This is a genomic window from Streptomyces sp. NPDC104106 (genome assembly GCF_055584345.1).
Genome location: NZ_JBVJMF010000007.1, coordinates 1 through 17356, shown reverse-complemented (window position 1 = coordinate 17356; position 17356 = coordinate 1). Strand labels below are relative to the sequence as shown.

Sequence of the window (17356 nt, the reverse complement as noted above, 5' to 3'; positions counted from 1 at the left end):
TCCCACCTCGATAGTGCACTGCGCCACTGACAACGCCTTCAAACGCCGGACGCGCCGGGTGCCGGCCGTTCGCGGCTCGGGCCGGAGCCGTCACCTCAGGCCGGAGCCATGAGCAGCGGCCGTGCCCGCTCCCGCAGCTCGACCACCCGCGGCTCGTCCCCGTAGGGCTCCAGCCGGTGCAGCAGGTCCTTCACGTACTCCGTCGTCCGCGCCGAGGAGATCCGCCCGGCCACCTCCACGGCCCGCGCCCCGGCCTCGCACGCCGCGTCGAGGTTCCCGGACTCCAGCTCGGCGACCGCCGAGACCACCAGGCGCAGCCCGTGCGACCGCACGAACTCCTCCGTCGGCTTCGACAGCGCCTGCTCGGTGAACCGGCGCACCTGCCGGGGCGCCTTCAGGTCCCGGTAGCATTCGGCCGCGTCCGCCGCGAAACGGTCGTATCCGTAGAAACCAAGCCATGTCGGGTCGTTGTCGCCCTCCCGGGACCGCTCCAGCCAGCCCTCCGCCGCCTTCAGCGCCGCCCCGGCCGCCTGCGCGTCTCCCGCGCGCGCGTGGGCCCGCGCCTCGACCAGCCTGAAGAAGCTCATCGTCCGCGCGGTCGCCAGCCCCCGGTTGCGCTCCAGGGCGGCCTGCGCCAGGTCGACGCCCTCGTCCCCGAAGCCCCGGTACGTCGCCTGCAGCGACATGGAGGCGAGGACGTAGCCCCCGAGAGGGACGTCCGCCGCCGCGCGCGCGAGGCGCAGCGCCTGGATGTAGTACCGCTGGGCGGCCTCCTGCTGGCCCGTGTCGAAGGCCATCCAGCCGGCGAGGCGGGTGAGTTCGGCGGAGGCGCCGAACAGTGCGCGGCCCACTTCGTCGGAGTAGGAGCCCAGCAGCAGGGGCGCCGCCTCCACCCGAAGGCACTCCGGCACCATCGAGGAACGCCAGTCCCCGCCCCCGTACTTGGAGTCCCACCGCCGGGCGTCCTCGGCGGCCTCCCGCAGCTTGCGCACATCGCTGTGGCCGACTTTGATCGGTGCGCCGGAGCCCTCGGCGGAACTCGCCTCGCGCGCGACCGAGCTGTCGGCGGGGGTTATCAGCCATCGTGAGGCAGGCGTTGCGTACGCGCTCACTGCGAACGACCCGGCGAGGGACTGCCAGATGCCGCCGGAGCCGGCCCGGCGCCCGGCGAGGTCGAGGCGGTACAGCTCCGTCGCCGACTTCACCGCCTGTGCCACGTCCCGGGGGAAGGCGAGGCCGACCTCGGGTGCGGGGTCCGCGTCCGCCAGGCCGATCTCGTGGAGCGGCACCGGCCGGCCGAGCTTCTGCGCGATGGCGGCCGCGATGAGGTGCGGCGCGGCGCCCTGGGGCACCATGCCCTTCGACACCCAGCGCGCCACCGACGTCTTGTCGTAGCGAAGAGTCAACCCGCGCTGGGCACCAAGGTCGTTGACGCGCCGGGCGAGTCCTGCGTTGCTGATTCCCGCGAGGGCGAGAACGGCGCCGAGCTTTTCGTTCGGCCCGCGTTGCTCCCTGGACATGCGCCACCCCTCGACACAGACGGCTGTCGCGCTGGCATAACCACGCGGCATTCGTAAACCCAGCGTAGTTCGCCGCATCCCAAGCGTTAAGGGGCATTGTTCCGGATGGCGGGATTGTGGTCCGTACGGAAGCGCGGTCCTGTACGCACCGTGCACGGCCTGTCGCCGCGTGCCCCCGCTCGTGTGGCCGTGCGCCCGTCCGTGCGCTCTTCTCCGGCCACCGGGGGAGCGGTTCCATGGCTCTTGCGTGGGTCGGCCCGCTGTACTGGATCCAGTGGGCTGGGGGACACCGCCACCTTCATCCCCGCGGGTGGCGGACCGGTCCGGGAGGCGATGCCCGCCTCCCGGACTGTGCGCGTTCCCGCGTCGCCGCGCCTTTCGCAGGCCTGTACGGAGCGTGCTCAACTTCGATCTCGCTCTGTGTATTTGGCTGAAAATCGACCCAGCACATGGCGGTTGACATCCGCTCCGACCACGAAACTTGAGGGCGCGAAGGGCGTTTTGAGGGAGCGTACAGGGGGCGCATTCGAGTCGCGCTCATCGCCCCCGGTCCTCGCCCCTCCTCCCGGCCCCGCGTGAACTCAGCGCGCGGTTCCCCCGATCGAAGGCGGTGCCGCCGCCCCTCCACAGCGCGTCCTTCATGGCAGCATGGGGACCGGTTCGTACGGTGCACTGGTTGTCCACAGCCTGTGGAGGCGGCGATGCGGTGGTTGGTGGGTTGGAGCAGCACCGCCCCGGGCATCGCCGGGATCGGCTCCGCGGGCGCCACCGGGTACGAGGGCGAGACCCTGCACCCCGTCGGCTCCCAACTCCTGTGGGGAGACCCGGATCCGCTGTGGGCCGTCGGCGACTGGCGCCCGGACGAGGTGCGTGTGGTCAAGGCCGACGCGGACAACCGCATCGCCGTCCTCGGCATCTGCGGCGCCTCCGACGAGGAGCTGCGGCGCGCGCTGTTCACCGCGCGCGGGGGCGCGCTGCGCCATCTGACCGCCTGGTCCGGCAGCTACACGGCCGTCGTCCAGGTGGGCCGGCGCATCACCGTCTGCGGCGATCTCGCGGGCGCGCGCCCGGTCTTCCACACCCCCTGGGCCGGCGGCACCGCCTACGCCACCGCCGCGCTCCCCCTCGCCGACCTCATCGAGGCCAATCTCGACTTCGGCCACCTCGCCGCCCTGCTCGCCGCCCCCGACGTCCCCGCCGCGCTGCGCGACACCACCCCGTACGAGGGTGTACGGCGCGTTCCGCCGGGGCACGCGCTCGTGCTGCGCGCCGGAGCACGCGAGATCGCCGGGTACGAGCCGGTCGCCTCGCTCGCGGTCGCCGCGCCCCCCGCCGACCCCGGCCACGCCGTCGACGCCGTACGCGACGCCCTCGTCGAGGCGGTACGCGCGCGCCTGTCGGCAGCGCGGCACGTGCCCGACCTCGACCCCGGGCCGGTGCCCGGCATGGGACCGGCCGACCGGCGGGCGCGGCGCGGGATGCCCGTGCCCGGCATCGGCGCCGACCTCTCCGGCGGACCGGCCTCCGGCACGCTCGCCCTGCTGGCCGCCGGGCTGCCCGGCCGGCCCGGCACGCTCCTCGGCCACGGCACGGGCGCGGGCGAACGGCTCGTCGCCGTCACCTTCAACGACCTGGCCGTGGGCGGCCGGGAGGCCGAGCTGGAACGCGCGGGAGCCCTCGCGGCCAACCCCCGCCTGCACCACGTGGTGGTCACCGGCGGTGCGGAGACCCTGCCGTACGCCGACCTCGACGGCCCCCTCACCGACGAACCGGCGCCCTCCCTGGTCACGGCCGCCCGGCACCGCGCCCGCCTCGCCTCCGGCAGCGCCGACCACTTCACCGGCCACGGCGCCCGCCAGGTCCTGGACGCCCACCCGGCCCGCCTCGCCGACCTCCTCATGGACCGCCAACGGCGCCATCTGGTCCGGCCGGTGGCCGCGCTCGCCAAGGCCGACGGTTCGGTGATGGTCCCCGCGCGCGTGTACGGCGCCGCCCGCCGCCTCGCCCGTACGCCCTACCGGGCCGGGCTGGAGGCGCTGGCCGAGCGGCTGATGCGGCGCCGCTTCGACGAGCCCAAGGGGGCGGTCGGCGCGTCCCTCGCCGCGCTGGCCTGGGCCAGACCGGGCCCCGCCGCCCGCTGGCTGACGGGGGAGGCGCTGGCCGAAGTATCGGTTCTGCTCCAGTCGGAAGCGGACCGTTCGGCCGTCGGTCCCGGCCAGCGTCCCGGCGAGTACCGCGCGCGTGCCGCGCTCGCCCGCACCGCCGCCGACCTGCGGGCCCTGGAGCAGGCCGCCGAAGTCCGCTCCCAGCGCCTGCACTCGCCCTTTCTCGACAACCAGGTCGTCCGCGCCTGCCGCGCCCTCCCCGAGGCCCTCCGCGTCCAGCCGGGCGCCCGCTCCTCGATCCTGCGTACGGTCCTGGAGGGCGCCGGGGTCACCGACCTCCCGCCCGGCTGGGGCGCCCCCTCCCACGGCTCCTCGGCGGCGGCCGCGCGCGCGGGGCTGCGGGTAGCGGCCGATCCCCTGCTGGACCTCTTCGCGACCCCGCTCCTCGCCGACGCGGGCCTGGTCGAGGCCCGCGTGGTCCGCGAGGCCCTGCACTCCGCGGCGGCCGGCGACCCGCTCCCCCTGGACGGGCTGGCCGACCTGATCTCCCTGGAACTCTGGCTCCGCCGCCTGCTCGCCCGCCGAGGCACCTGCTGGACGGGAACACCGGCACGCGCGCGTGCGGTGCCCTCCGGGATCCAGCCGAGAAGAGACGCGCTGGCCTCGGGCGCCTGAGCGAGCCCAACCCGTCGGCCCCCGCCCCGTGAGGACCTGCCGCTCCCGTACTCCTGCCGGGTCGGGTGCGGTTCCTTGGATCCCTGCCCGTATGGCTCACGTTCTCCGATGCACGGCGGGAGGGCTTACGCCTTCTGATGCCTGCCGGAACGGTTTCCCGTCTCCCGGATTCCGGCCGGAGGGGCCGGTCCGCCGGGTCCCTGCTGCGGCGGGCCGCCCGAGGCTCCTACCGGGACTGTCCCGGATCTCCCACCGGGGCGGCTCCGGCGCAGCCCCCGTCGGACAGCCTCGGCGGTGTGGCTCCTGTTCGGGACAACTCCCGTCGGGACAGCTTCCGCCGGGGGCAGCTCCTGTTCAGGACAGCTCCCGCCCCGTGGCTCCCGCCGAAAGCCGCTTTCGCGCGGCGTTCCACCGGGGTGCTTCCCGCCGTACCCCACCCGCGCCTGACCGCCGTGGCCGTTCGCGCGATTCCCCGTGCCCCTTCCGACCGGTCGGTGGCCCCGCGCACGGTCGGGACACCAGGCGCCCCCGTGCCTCGCCCCGGCACTGGGCGGACCCCAGCGGCCCTTCCGGGCGCTCGGCCGAAACCCTCGTGCTCCGATCTCCACCCCCCGCGACAATGGCCGGATGCGGTACAGAATCCTGGGCGTAACCCAAGCAGAAGACGACCAGGGCACCCCCGTACCCATCGGCGGCCAGCGGCTGCGCACGCTGCTCACCGCGCTCGCCCTCCGGCCCGCCCGCACGGTCACCCCCGAGGTCCTGATCGACGAGATCTGGGCCGACGACCCGCCCCAGGACGCCCCGGCCGCCCTCCAGGCCCTCGTCGGGCGCCTCCGCCGTGCCCTCGGCCGCGACACCATCGCCTCCACCCCGGGCGGCTACCGCCTCCGAGCCACCGAGGACGACGTCGACCTGTACGTCTTCGAGCGCCTCACCCGCACCGGCATCCAGGCCCTCGCCGCGGGCGACCCGGCCACCGCCCACCGCACCCTCGGCGAGGCCCTCGCCCTCTGGCAAGGCCCCGCCCTCGCCGACCTCCCCGACCCCACCGCGGCGACCCGCCAGGAGGCGCACCGCCTGGCGGCGATCCGCGCCCGCGCCGCCGCCGCCCTCGATCTCGGCCGCGCCCCGGACGTCGTACCGGAGCTCACGGAACTCACCACCGCCCACCCGCTCGACGAGCCCCTGCACGCCCTCCTCATCCGCGCCCTGCGCGACACCGGCCGCCCCGCCGACGCCCTCGCCGCGTACGACACCGCCCGCCGCGCCCTCGCCGACACGCTCGGTACCGACCCGGGCCCGGAACTCCAGGCCCTGCACGCGTCGCTGCTCCAGCAGCAGGAGCCGTCGCAGCCACCGCCGCCCAGGTCCCCGTCCCCCGCCGGGCCCCCCGAGCGCACCGGCAATCTCCGTCCCCGCCTGACGTCTTTCGTGGGGCGGGAACCAGAACTCGAAGCCATTCGTTCCGATCTGCACAGGGCCCGCCTGGTCACGCTCACCGGACCGGGCGGTTCGGGAAAGACCCGCCTCGCCGAGGAGGCCGCCGCAGGGCTTCCGCAGGCATGGCTGGTCGAGCTGGCCCCGCTCGACCACCCCGAGGCGGTGCCCGGCGCGGTGGTCAGCGCCCTCGGTCTGCGCGAGACCGTGCTGCTGACCAACGAGCTGGCGACCCCGCAGGCCGACCCTGTCGCCCTGCTGATCGAGTACTGCGCGCAGCGCGGCCGACTCCTGATCCTTGACAACTGCGAGCATGTCATCGGCGCGGCAGCGGACCTCGCCGAGACCCTCCTCACCCACTGCCCCGGGCTCACGATCCTCGCGACCAGCCGTGAACCCCTGGGCGTCCCCGGTGAGTCGGTGCGCCCGGTCGAGCCCCTCGTCCCCGACCAGGCGCACCGCCTCTTCGCCGAGCGCGCGCGGGCCGTCCGTCCCGACGCCGACGCGGTGCTCGCCGACACCGAGGCCGTGGCGGAGATCTGCCGCCGGCTGGACGGGCTGCCGCTCGCCATCGAGCTGGCCGCGGCCCGGCTCAGGCTGCTGACCCCGCGGCAGATCGCCGACCGGCTCGACGACCGCTTCCGCCTGCTCACCTCCGGAAGCCGTACGGTCCTGCCCCGCCAGCAGACCCTGCGCGCGGTCGTCGACTGGTCCTGGGACCTGCTGGACGAGCGCGAGCGCACGGTGCTGCGCGAGGCCTCCGTGTTCGCCGGCGGCTGGGACCTCGCGGCGGCCGAGGCGGTGTGCACGGGCCCGGCGGCCGACCTGACGGGTGCTCTCGTGGACAAGTCCCTCGTCGTGGCCGCGCCCACCGGCCCCGACGGCTCCGGCGGCATGCGATACCACATGCTGGAGACCATCCACGAGTACGCCACCGAGCGCGCCGCCGAGGTCCCCGGACTGCGCGCCGCCGCCGAGCGCCGGCACCGCGCGTGGGTCCGTGCGCTGGTCGAGGAGGCGGAACCGCGCCTGCGCTCGGTGGCCCAACTGCCGTGGATCTCCCGCCTGGAGACCGAGCTGGACAACATCCGGGCGGCGCTGGACCGCGCGGTGCGCGCCGGCGACGAGGCGGAGGCGGGCGCGATCGCCCTCGCCATGGGCTGGTTCTGGTGGCTGCGCAACCACCGCCATGAGGCCATCGCCCGGATCGACCTGGTCCTGCGGCTGGGCGTGGCCCTGGACACCCTGGCCGCGTCCGGCATGTCGGACGCCCTGCGCACGGGCGGCGGGCTGGCGGCGCTGATCGAGGTCGCCGACCCCATCGGGGCCTTCCTCGCCGCCCCGGACGGCGAGGCCGGGCATCCGCTGCGCGAGCTGCGCACGGACCTGCGGATGCTCCACCTGTTCCTGACCTCAGAGTCGGGCGCGGACCACCTCGCGGCGGACTCCCGCGGCCCGCGGTACGTCGCGCGCCTGCGGGCCGCCTACGAGCACGGCGGCCCGCAGGCGGCCCGCCTTCCCGGCATCATCTGGCCGCTGACCGCCCACCACCTGGCCGGACCCGCCGAGATGGGCCCGGACATGGCCGCCGCCGTCGCCAACTGCCGCAAGCACGGCGGCGACTGGGAGGTCGGCGTGGCCCTGATGTACCGCACCCACGTGGCCGTCGACTCCCCTGGCAACCTGCGGGGCGTGGACGAGGACCTGGCCGAGCTGCGGGCGATCAGCCGCCGCGTCGGCGACCGCTGGATGCGGGCCCAGGTGTGCAGCGCGGCGGGCGAGGCGGCCATGGCGCGCGGCCGGTTCGAGGAGGCCCGCGCCGAGTACGGGGAAGCGTTGCGCCTCGCCCACGAGGTGGGCGCCCACGCCGAGGCCCCGTTCCTGATGGCGCGGCTCGCCGAGATCGCCTACCGCGCCGGCGACCAGGAGAGCGCGCTGGCCGCTCTGGACGAGGCCGAAGCGGCCGCCGACCGGTACGCGGTGCGGGAGCCGAAGGCCTTCGTGCTGCTGATGCGCGCGCAGATCGTCCTGCGTGAGGGGCAGACGGCCCGCGCCCGCGAGCTGTACGAGGCGAGCCGGGGGGCGGCGCGCGGGCACACCCCGCCACCGCAGTTCGAGGCGTGGCTGCGCATGATCGAGGCGTTGCTGGTCGCGGACGAGTCGGGTCTCGCGCACGGGCTGCCGCTCCTCGCCGAGGCGTTGCGGGAGGCCGTGGCCCAGCGCTGCGCCGAGATGATCACCGCGGGCCTGACGGACGTCGCCGCCGGTCTGCTGGCCCGGCACGGCGCCCTGCCGAGCGCGCTCAGGCTGTACGCCGCCGCGGACCACTGGCGCGACGGTGTCCCGCGCGCCGAGCCGGAGCGCACCGAAGCCGCCCGCGTGCACGCCGGCGCCCGCGCGGCCCTGCCCCCCGACCGCTATGCGGCCGAGCGCGCTCGGGGCGCCTCCTTCGGCGTGGCCGAGGTGCTGCGCGAGCTGGACACATGGACCCCGGCAGCGCAAGACGACTGACGGCCACGCCAACCGACCGCCCAGAGGCGTCCGACGACCGGGGCGCGTCCGGCATCCGAGGGGCGGCCGCGCCGGCTACCGGCAGGTGAACCGCGACTCCGCCCAGTCCGCGAGCGCGGCCTGGGCGAAGACGTCGCTGTGCGGCTCCACGACGAGCCGTACGGTCGTGCGCCCGGTCAGGTCCACGTGGACCGGGACGGACTGGTCGCGCCCCTCGACCGTGCCCGACCGCCACAGCCGAACCCCGTCGGCGTAGACGGAGAACGTCACCTTGCCGAGGCCGAGCGTCATGTCGTCCACGCCGGCCTGCGCGTCGTACGCGGTGCACTGCCGGTTCAGCGCGACGGTGACGGAGGACTCGCCGCGCACGGTCACCCCGCGCGCGTACCGCGTGCCGCCGACCGACATGCCGTAGCGCTGCCACACCCAGCTGCTCTCGCCGAGCCGGATCTCGGGCCGGGTGCCGTCGCCGTCGGCGTCGTAGCTCAGCTCGTTCATCTGGTAGACGGTGGGCGCCGGCGGGGTGGGCGTCGGGGTCGGGGCCGGCGTGGGAGTGGGAGTGGGCGTGGGCCTCGGCGGAGGTGTCGGGGCCGGCGTGGGGTTGGGGTGCGGCCTGGACGTGGGCTTCGGGGTGGAGGTCGGCGTCAGGGCCGGTTCGGCCGCGGGCACCAGCGGCGCCGGGCCCGGCTGACGCTCCGTCGGCCTCGGTGTCGGCGTCGGCGCCGGGGGCCTCAGGACCGGGGCGGACGGCGCCGGCCCGGCGACCTCCTTGGCCGGCGGATGGCTGTCGTTGACCAGGGCCAGCGCCACCGCCGCGGCCGCCACCGCGACGACACCCGCCGCGATGCCCGCCTTGACCGGAGCTCCCAGTCCCTCCGACGCCGCGGCCCCGCCGACGCCGCCCGCCCCGCCGGACGACCCGGTGGCCCCGGCGGCGACACCGGCGGCCCCGGCCGAGGCGCTGCCGGCCACGATGCCGAGCGCCTTGGCGTACCCGGCGGCGCCGAACCAGCCGATGACCGCGACCGGCACGACACCGGGGATGCCGCTCGCGACCTCTTCGATCTGCGCGGCGGCCAGCCGGCACCTGGCGCACTCCTCCAGGTGCTTGCGCAGGCCCCGCTCGGCCCGGACGCGCAGCTTGCGGCGGGCGTAGGTGCCGAGCTGGTCGGCGTAGCGGGCGCACTCCTCGTCGCCGGTGAGGGTGGCGCTGACGTGGGCCTGGAGATAGGCCTGCTTCAGTCCTTCGCGCGCGCGGCTGGCGAGCACCCGGGTGCCGTTGGCGTCCAGCCCGAACAGCACGGCCACGTCGCTCGGGGACTCGTCCTCCACCTCGGTGTGCCACAGCACGGCCTGCCAGCGCTCGGGCAGCGAGCGGAAGGCCCGCACGGCCATGGACCGCTCGGCCTCGTGCAGGGCGCGCACGTCGGCGCCCAGGTCCATCGTGTCGTCGTCCGGCACCTCGGACGAGCGGGCGGCCTGCTGGGCGAAGACGGCGAAGTCGTCGACGAGATGCTCGCGCCGGGCGGACCTGGTCCAGTGCGCGGCGACGCGTCGTACGGAGGTGAGCAGATACGCGCGCGTGGCGTGCTCGGGCCCGGACCCGCCGCGCACGGCCTGCAGCATCCGGGCGAAGACCTCGGCGGTGAGGTCGTCGGCGGTGTGCCCGTCCCGGCAGCAGGTCCGCGCATAGCGCCGTACGGCGTCGGCGTGCCGCCGGTACAGCTCCTCGTACGCGGAGTCGTCGCCCCCGCGCATCCGCTCGATCAGCTCGGCGTCGCCGGGCGGCATCCCGCGGTGCGGCGGCAGCACGCTTCCCCCGCGCTGGGCGGGCACGCTCCCGGCGGCGGCGCGCCGGCCCTGGCTCGGCACCTGGGGCGGTGGCCCGGTGACCTCCGCGGCCTCCGCGCCCGCGTCGTCACCCCGTGACTCGTCCTGCCCCTCAACGCCCATCGCGGAAAGCCCCCGACACCGGCCCAGCCCCATCCGTCACCGGCACAGAGTGCCACATTGTCTTTTGTTCAAGTACCCCGACCAAGTGCGGTCACCCGTCCGTGGGTTCTTGCCAGCGCAGCCCGCCCTCACCGCCTGAACGGGTCAGTACGCGCCCGTGCCTGCCCGTGAAGCGATCACGGGCAGGCACGGGGTGGCCCCACACAAGCGCTCTACGCCGGTCGCGACCGGAGCCCCTCCAGCAGGATGTCCAGCAACCGGGCCGACGCGGCCGCCTGCTGCGCCGCGTCCGGCAGGGACGGCGCCGCCGTGGCGATCACCAGCAGCACGTCCGCCACGGACACGTCCGCCCGCAGCTCACCCGCGTCCCGCGCCCGCTCGACCAACTGCCCGACCACGTCGAGCAGCGCTGCGACCCCACTGCCGGCGGACTCGGAAGCCCCGGAGGACCCCGCGGCCCCACCCGACTCCCCGGACACCAGCCGCAGCTCACCGCTGCCCGGCTGAACCCGCTGCTGCGGCACCCGAGGCTCCTCGACCGCGGCCGCACCGGAGCCCTCCGACCCGGCCGACCCGGCCGAGCCGCTGAGCACCTGCGGCGGCAGCAGCCGCCCCGCCCCCGACGCCACCGACGTCCGCAGGAAGCGCGACAGCGCCGACCACGGCTCGTCCTCCTGCCCGAGCGCCGTGCGCGCCTGCTCGGTCAGACGGGCCGTCTCCTCCTCGGCTATGCGCCGCACCAGCACGTCCTTGCTGGGAAAGCGCCGGTACACCGTGCCGACACCGACCCGCGCGCGCCGTGCCACATCCTCCATCGGCGCGCCGTAGCCCAGCTCACCGAAGACCTCGCGCGCCGCACGCAGCACGTGCTCCAGATTGCGCTGTGCGTCCACGCGCAGCGGTGCCGTCCGCGCCCTGTCCGCGCGCCCGTTGCCCACCGCCGCGCTCACCGACCGGCCGCCGGGTGCGATGGCGGCCGCGGTTGCCGATGACCAATGCGTGTCCTGAACATGCATGTGTTTCCCCCGGTAAATGACGTCTCCCCCCGGAGACTCCCCGCCACTGAATCCGGAGTGTGCGGAAACGGCCTCGGTCTCGACCGGGTCCGCCCGTCGCGCGTCCCGTTCGACCACATTCCCTCCACCCCGTCGTCACACGAACATAGTTGAGAGGCAGTCAATTCAGAAGGGGCAGGTTCCGCACACTGCGCACCCCGATCGGAGTACGCCTCCCATCCGCCCCCCTTCAGCACCTTCGCCCACGGTTGTCCGCCCCCGCTGACCTGCCCCTTGTCCCCACCCCGACGACCGCGTCCGACCCGCCGCACACCCGCCCGCCGGTCACACAAATTGCCGGGGCTGTGGACAAACAACAGCGCCGGGTGCGTCATGGGATGGTGAAGGAACGTGCGCGCATTCTGGTTGTCGGCGGCGGCTACGTCGGGATGTACACGGCCCTGCGTCTCCAGCGGAAGCTGAAGGCCGAGCTCAGGCGAGGTGATGCAGAGATCACCGTCGTCACGCCCGACCCCTACATGACGTACCAGCCGTTCCTTCCCGAGGCGGCCGCCGGTTCGATCTCCCCCCGCCATGTCGTCGTACCGCTGCGCCGCGTTCTGCCCCAGTGCCACGTCGTCATCGGCGAGGTGACCTCCGTCGACCACGCGGTGCGCACCGCCGCGGTCGCCACGCTCGCCACCACCGAGGAAGGCAGGGCGGCAGACCTCTTCGGTTACGACGAACTCGTCCTCGCGCCCGGCTCCGTCTCCCGCGCGCTGCCCGTCCCCGGCCTCGCCGAACACGGCATCGGCTTCAAGACCGTCCAAGAGGCCATCGGCCTGCGCAACCACGTCCTCGAACAGCTGGACATCGCCTCCTCCACCCGCGACCCCGCGATCCGCGACGCAGCCCTGACCTTCGTCTTCGTCGGCGGCGGCTACGCGGGCGTCGAAGCGCTCGCCGAACTGGAGGACATGGCCCGCTACGCAGCGCGCTACTACCACAACGTCCGCCCCGAGGACATGAAGTGGATCCTCGTGGAGGCCTCCGACCGCATCCTGCCCGAGGTCGGCGCGGAACTGGGCCGCTACACCGTCACCCAGCTGCGCCGCCGCAACATCCAGGTGCTGCTCGAAACCCGCCTGGACTCCTGCGCCGACCGCGTCGCCGTCCTCAGCGACGGCCAGCGCTTCCCGACCCGTACCGTCGTATGGACCGCCGGCGTCAAACCGCACCCCGTCCTCGCCGCCACCGACCTGCCGCTCACCGAGCGCGGCCGCCTCAAGTGCACGGCCGAGCTGGCGGTGGAAGGCGTGGCGCACGCGTGGGGCGCCGGGGACGCGGCCGCCGTCCCCGATGTCACCGCCGCCGAACCCGGCACCGAGACCGCCCCCAACGCCCAGCACGCCGTCCGCCAGGCCCGCACCCTCGGCGACAACATCGCCCACGCACTGCGCGGCGAACCCCTGGAGACGTACGCTCACCGCTACGTCGGCTCGGTCGCCTCCCTCGGGTTCCACAAGGGTGTCGCCCAGGTCTACGGACGCAGGCTTAAGGGCTACCCTGCCTGGTTCATGCACCGCGTCTACCACCTCAGCAGGGTGCCCACCGTCAACCGAAAGGCCCGGGTGCTGGCGGAATGGACCCTCGCCGGGCTCTTCAAACGGGAGATCGTCTCGCTCGGTTCGCTCGAACATCCCCGAGCGGAGTTCGAACTGGCGGCCGGTGGAAAGCCTCCTCACGACCCCTCGGACGACCCGAAGGGGTCGTCCTGACCGCTTCCAGGAACTCCACGGCCCGCTACGGCGTCTGACGGATGTCGCCGCGGCCCGCCGGCAAGACCCTGCCAGACTGCCCCACGTCCGCGGACGGGCCGTCCGCCCGCCCACAGCACCCATGAGGCCTTCCCCACTGTGAACTTCACGCGCTGGAGCGCCCGGCTCCCCGGAACGCAGCGCCGCGCCGCCGCGCGGACCGAGACCCCGGTCCCCCCGGACCGGCGGGGAGAAGGCTCGGTGCCCGCGGCCCGCGCCGGGCAGCCGGCCGGCGGCACCCCGGCGGTGCCGGCCGTCGACGAACTGCCCGCGCGCGACGTCCTCGACCGGGTTCCGGCCCTCGTCGCGCTCGTGCACGGCCCGGACCACCGCATCGCGTACGTCAACGACGCGTACACGGCGGCCTTCGGCGCCCGGCCGCCGGGAGCACCCGCCCGCGAGGCCCTGCCCGAACTCGCCGAACTGGGCCTGCTTCCGCTCCTCGACCAGGTCCTGCGCAGCGGCAAGCCCCGCACGCTGAAGTCCCGCAAGGCCGTCGACGGCCGCTCGTACACCTTCACCTGCACCCCCGCCGCCGAGGACGGCGACCGCGACGGCGGCGGCTCCGTGCTCGTCTTCGCGACCGACGTCACCGACCACGCCGAGGCCGCCGAACGCCTGCGCGCCAGCGAGCGCCGCCAGCGCGAGACCGCCGTCACCCTCCAGCGCTCCCTCCTCCCACAGGAACTGGAAGAACCCGACGACCTGCGCATCGCCGCCACCTACCACCCCGGCGGCACCGAGACCGCGGTCGGCGGCGACTGGTACGACGTGATCACCCTCGGCGGCGGCCGCACGGCCCTCGTCATCGGCGACGTCATGGGCCGTGGGGTGCGCGCCGCCGCGGTGATGGGCCAGCTGAGGACGGCCGTGCGGGCCTACGCCCGCCTCGACCTGCCTCCGCACGAGGTCCTGCAGCTGCTCGACGGCCTGGCCGCCGAGATCGACGCCAACCAGATCGCCACCTGCGTCTACGCCGTGCACGACCCCAACGAGGGCCGCCTGGTCTACGCCTCCGCGGGCCACCTGCCGATCCTGGTCCGGGACGAGAACGGCACGGTCTCCCGGGCCGACGAACCCACTGGCCCGCCGCTCGGCACCGGCGGCTGGATCCACGCCTCCGGCTCCATCGCCCTCGGCCCCGGCGCCACCGCCGTCCTCTACACCGACGGCCTGGTCGAGCGCCGCGACGCGGACCTGGACGAGGGCATCGCGGCACTCGAAGGCGCCCTCGCCGGCGCCACCGGCACCCCGCAGGTCGTCTGCGACCGCCTGGTCCGCTCGGCGGGCGTCACCGCCGACCACGACGACGACGTGGCCGTCCTGGTCCTCCAGCACCCCGCCCGTACGGGCCCCGACGGCGACCTCTTCCGCAACGCGGCCCTGGAACTCCTCGGCGGCGTGGAGGCCGCCCCACGCGCGCGTGCCTTCGCCTCCGGTGTCCTGACGAGCTGGCGCTTCCCGGCCGACCTGCACGACCTGGGCGTCCTGGCGGCCAGCGAACTGGTCGCCAACTCCCTCCAGCACGGCACCCCGCCGATGCGCCTGCGCCTGCGCCGCACCGACCGCCGGCTGATCATCGAGGTCACCGACGGCGACGACCACCTCCCGCGCCGCCGCCGCGCGGAACCGGGCGACGAGTCGGGCCGGGGCATCGCCATCGTGGCGACCATCGCCTCCAGCTGGGGCTGCCGGCGGACACCGGGCGGCGGCAAGGCCGTGTGGTGCGAGTTCGTGCTGCCGAGGAGCTAGTGCCCCTGCAGGCGACGTTTGCCCGCCACGGAGCGGCGTCCGGTGCGGCGAGTGGGGGCACCTCCCGCGCGGCGGGGGAGCGTGCCGGGCGTCGTGACGGGGCGAACGTTGCCTGCTCGGGCGCCGGCTACGCCGCCAGGGACTCCGCGGGCGCACCGCCGCGGGCGACCACCCGGGTCCCGCGAGCCGGCCAGGGCCGGTCCTGCACCGGGGTGAGCCGCCGCCCGAGCCGCAGCGCCAGCACGGTGATCCCGAGCGAGAACACGAGGAACGTCACGATGTACGGACCCGGCAGCGAGGCACCCAGGGGCCCGCCCACCGCCGGCCCGACGGCCAGCGCCAGTTGCTTGACCAGCGCGAACGCCGAGTTGTACTGCCCGGCCATGCCCTCCGGCGCCAGATCGGCGACCAGCGGCGCGACGGTCGGCGACAGCATCGCCTCCCCCAGCCCGAACAGCGCGTACGTCGAGACGAACGCGGCCGTGGCCATCTCCTGACTGCCGTGCCCCAGGCCCGCGTACCCGGCCGTGATCCAGGCCACGGCCCAGATCAGGCCCACACCGGCGATCACCCGGGAGCGACGGCGCCGCTCGACGAACTTCAGCACCGCGAACTGGGCGATCACGATCATCAGCGTGTTCGCGGCCAGAGCGGTCCCCAGCGCGGAGGTGGATATCCCGGCAGCCTCCACGCCGTACGCGCTCAGGCCCGATTCGAACTGGCCGTAGCACGCGAAGAACAACACGAAGCCGAGCACGCACAGCTGCACCATCGCCCGGTTCCCGAGCAGCTGCCTCCAGCCGCCCTTCGCCGACGGCCCGGGCACGTCCGCCAGCCGCGGCGCGTGCGGCATCCGCACGGTCGTCAGCACCACGACCAGCAGCAGGAACATCGCCGCCTCGATCGCGAACAGCAGCGTGAACGAGGACACGCGCGTCGTGTCGACGAGATGGCCGCCGATCAGACCACCGACACCGAGGCCGAGGTTCTGCAGGAAGAACTGCATCGCGAACGCACGCGAGCGGGTGTCCGCCGTCGAGCAGTCCACGATCATCGTCGCCAGCGCCGGCTGCATCACGGCCTGTCCGGCCCCGAGCGCCGCCGCCGACAGCAGTACGGCCGTGGCGTTGCCCGCGAGCCCCAGGCTCAGCGCGCCGAGCGCGGCGGTGACCAGGGCGGCGACCAGGACCGGCAGGGGGCCGCGCCGCACGATCGCCCGGCCGGCGAACGGCAGCACTATCAGCGCGGCCACAGCGAAGACGGCGAGGACGAGCCCCGCCGTCACCGACCCCAGGCCCCGCACCTGCGCCACGTAGACGTACAGGTACGGGACCGTGAAGCCGAGCCCGAAAGCGCTGAGTGCGTTACCCACGTGGATCCGGCGCATCGCTGCGCACATCGCCCTGGTCACGTTCACCCCTCTCACCACTGAGTCCTGAAGAAGTTAGCTCTGAAGACTTCGAACCTAAAGTTCGAAGCTAAAGAGTACACAGTGAAGGACTTCGACGCAAAGGGGCCGCGTGCGATACTGCGGCCATGGCCGACACCCCCGGCGTCACAGAGCCGACCCTCGACGAACAGATCGCCGCCTACCAGCGCGAGTTCCAGGACCTCGACCCCCAGGTCGAGAAGATCGTCTCGGCACTGTCCCGGCTCAACCGCCGTATGAACGTGGCCTACGGCCGCCAGACCGCCGGCCTCGGCATCAGCAACGCCGAGTGGGAGGTCCTCAAGGCCCTCGTCCTGTCCGGGGCCCCCTACCGCATGGGTCCCAGCGACCTCGCCAAGCGTCTCGGTCTCACACCTGCCGCCATGACCCACCGGATCGACCGCATGGTCACCGAGGGACTGGTCACCCGGGAGAGGGACGAGTCCAACCGCGTCCGGGTGATCGTGGAGCTGACGCCCGGGGGACGCGAGAAGTGGCTGGAGGCGATGCGCCTTGCGACGGTCTTCGAAGAGGACCTGCTCCAGGACCTCACTCCCGCGGAGCGCGCGGTGCTGGGAGAGGTACTCACCCGCCTGCTGCGCAGGGTGGAACACGCCCAGCCGGACGCCGGCGGACGCCTCAGCGACCTGGACTGACAGCGCCCCACCGGAGCGGGAAAAAAGATCTTGACAGGGAGGGTTGACGCTCGCCTGCCGGATCCGTAAAGTTCTTCGGGTTGCCGCAGAGCCGTAACGGTTCTCCGGCAGCACCTCAGCCGCTCTGAGCGGCACCCCTCACACCATCAGCACGATCTCCCGTCCGGGTTGATTTCGGCGTGCCCGAATTCAATTCGAAAGGAAGCCCGGCGCCCCGATTGGGAATCGCCGAGGAGATCCGCTAAGGTTTGAGACGTCGGAACGGCCCAACGGCCGGGAGGACAAGCCCCCCTGACTGGGAGTCAGACGCCGAAAGGATCTGATAGAGTCGGAACCGCCGGAAAGGGAAACGCGAAGCGAAAGCGGAGCGGGAACCTGGAAAGCACCGAGGAAATCGGATCGAGAAAAGATCTGATAGAGTCGGAAACACCGAAGGGAAGCCCGGAGGAAAGCCCGAGAGGGTGAGTACAAAGGAAGCGACCGTTCCTTGAGAACTCAACAGC

Annotated in this window: 9 protein-coding genes; 5 read left to right on the top strand and 4 right to left on the bottom strand. The window is 74.0% G+C overall.

Annotated features, from left to right (window positions below):
- Positions 1 to 95: 95 nt before the first annotated feature.
- A complete protein-coding gene (locus ACZ60X_RS17920) occupies positions 96 to 1520 on the bottom strand; it encodes an MFS transporter (protein ID WP_469599282.1) in 1425 nt (474 codons plus the stop codon).
- 701 nt (positions 1521 to 2221) lie between these two features.
- On the opposite strand from ACZ60X_RS17920, the gene ACZ60X_RS17915 reads away from it, so the two are divergent.
- Both ACZ60X_RS17915 and ACZ60X_RS17910 read left to right on the top strand, forming a co-directional pair.
- Entirely contained in the window at positions 2222 to 4300 is a 2079-nt protein-coding gene (locus tag ACZ60X_RS17915) for an asparagine synthase-related protein (RefSeq protein ID WP_469599280.1), read from the top strand.
- Positions 4301 to 4927: 627 nt separating this feature from the next.
- Positions 4928 to 8251, top strand: a complete 3324-nt coding sequence (locus ACZ60X_RS17910; protein WP_469599277.1) for an AfsR/SARP family transcriptional regulator — start codon at positions 4928 to 4930, stop codon at positions 8249 to 8251.
- A gap of 75 nt (positions 8252 to 8326) precedes the next feature.
- Here ACZ60X_RS17910 and ACZ60X_RS17905 read toward each other — a convergent pair whose 3' ends face one another.
- Together ACZ60X_RS17905 and ACZ60X_RS17900 are read right to left on the bottom strand one after the other, a co-directional pair.
- Positions 8327 to 10204, bottom strand: a complete 1878-nt coding sequence (locus ACZ60X_RS17905) for a sigma-70 family RNA polymerase sigma factor (RefSeq protein ID WP_469599275.1) — start codon at positions 10202 to 10204, stop codon at positions 8327 to 8329.
- 212 nt (positions 10205 to 10416) lie between these two features.
- Complete coding sequence (locus ACZ60X_RS17900; protein ID WP_469599273.1) at positions 10417 to 11220, bottom strand: TetR/AcrR family transcriptional regulator; 804 nt, start codon at positions 11218 to 11220, stop codon at positions 10417 to 10419.
- Positions 11221 to 11597: 377 nt separating this feature from the next.
- Here ACZ60X_RS17900 and ACZ60X_RS17895 point away from each other — a divergent pair, with 377 nt between their 5' ends.
- Complete coding sequence (locus tag ACZ60X_RS17895; RefSeq protein ID WP_469599271.1) at positions 11598 to 12977, top strand: NAD(P)/FAD-dependent oxidoreductase; 1380 nt, start codon at positions 11598 to 11600, stop codon at positions 12975 to 12977.
- Positions 12978 to 13115: 138 nt separating this feature from the next.
- Positions 13116 to 14768: an ATP-binding SpoIIE family protein phosphatase gene (locus ACZ60X_RS17890; protein ID WP_469599269.1), complete on the top strand. Its 1653-nt coding sequence runs from the start codon at positions 13116 to 13118 to the stop codon at positions 14766 to 14768.
- A gap of 127 nt (positions 14769 to 14895) precedes the next feature.
- On the opposite strand, the gene ACZ60X_RS17885 is transcribed toward ACZ60X_RS17890, so the two are convergent.
- Positions 14896 to 16155, bottom strand: coding sequence for an MFS transporter (locus ACZ60X_RS17885; protein ID WP_469600040.1), 1260 nt, complete (start codon positions 16153 to 16155; stop codon positions 14896 to 14898).
- Positions 16156 to 16304: 149 nt separating this feature from the next.
- Here ACZ60X_RS17885 and ACZ60X_RS17880 point away from each other — a divergent pair, with 149 nt between their 5' ends.
- Positions 16305 to 16853: a MarR family winged helix-turn-helix transcriptional regulator gene (locus tag ACZ60X_RS17880; RefSeq protein WP_469599266.1), complete on the top strand. Its 549-nt coding sequence runs from the start codon at positions 16305 to 16307 to the stop codon at positions 16851 to 16853.
- Positions 16854 to 17356 lie beyond the last annotated feature (503 nt).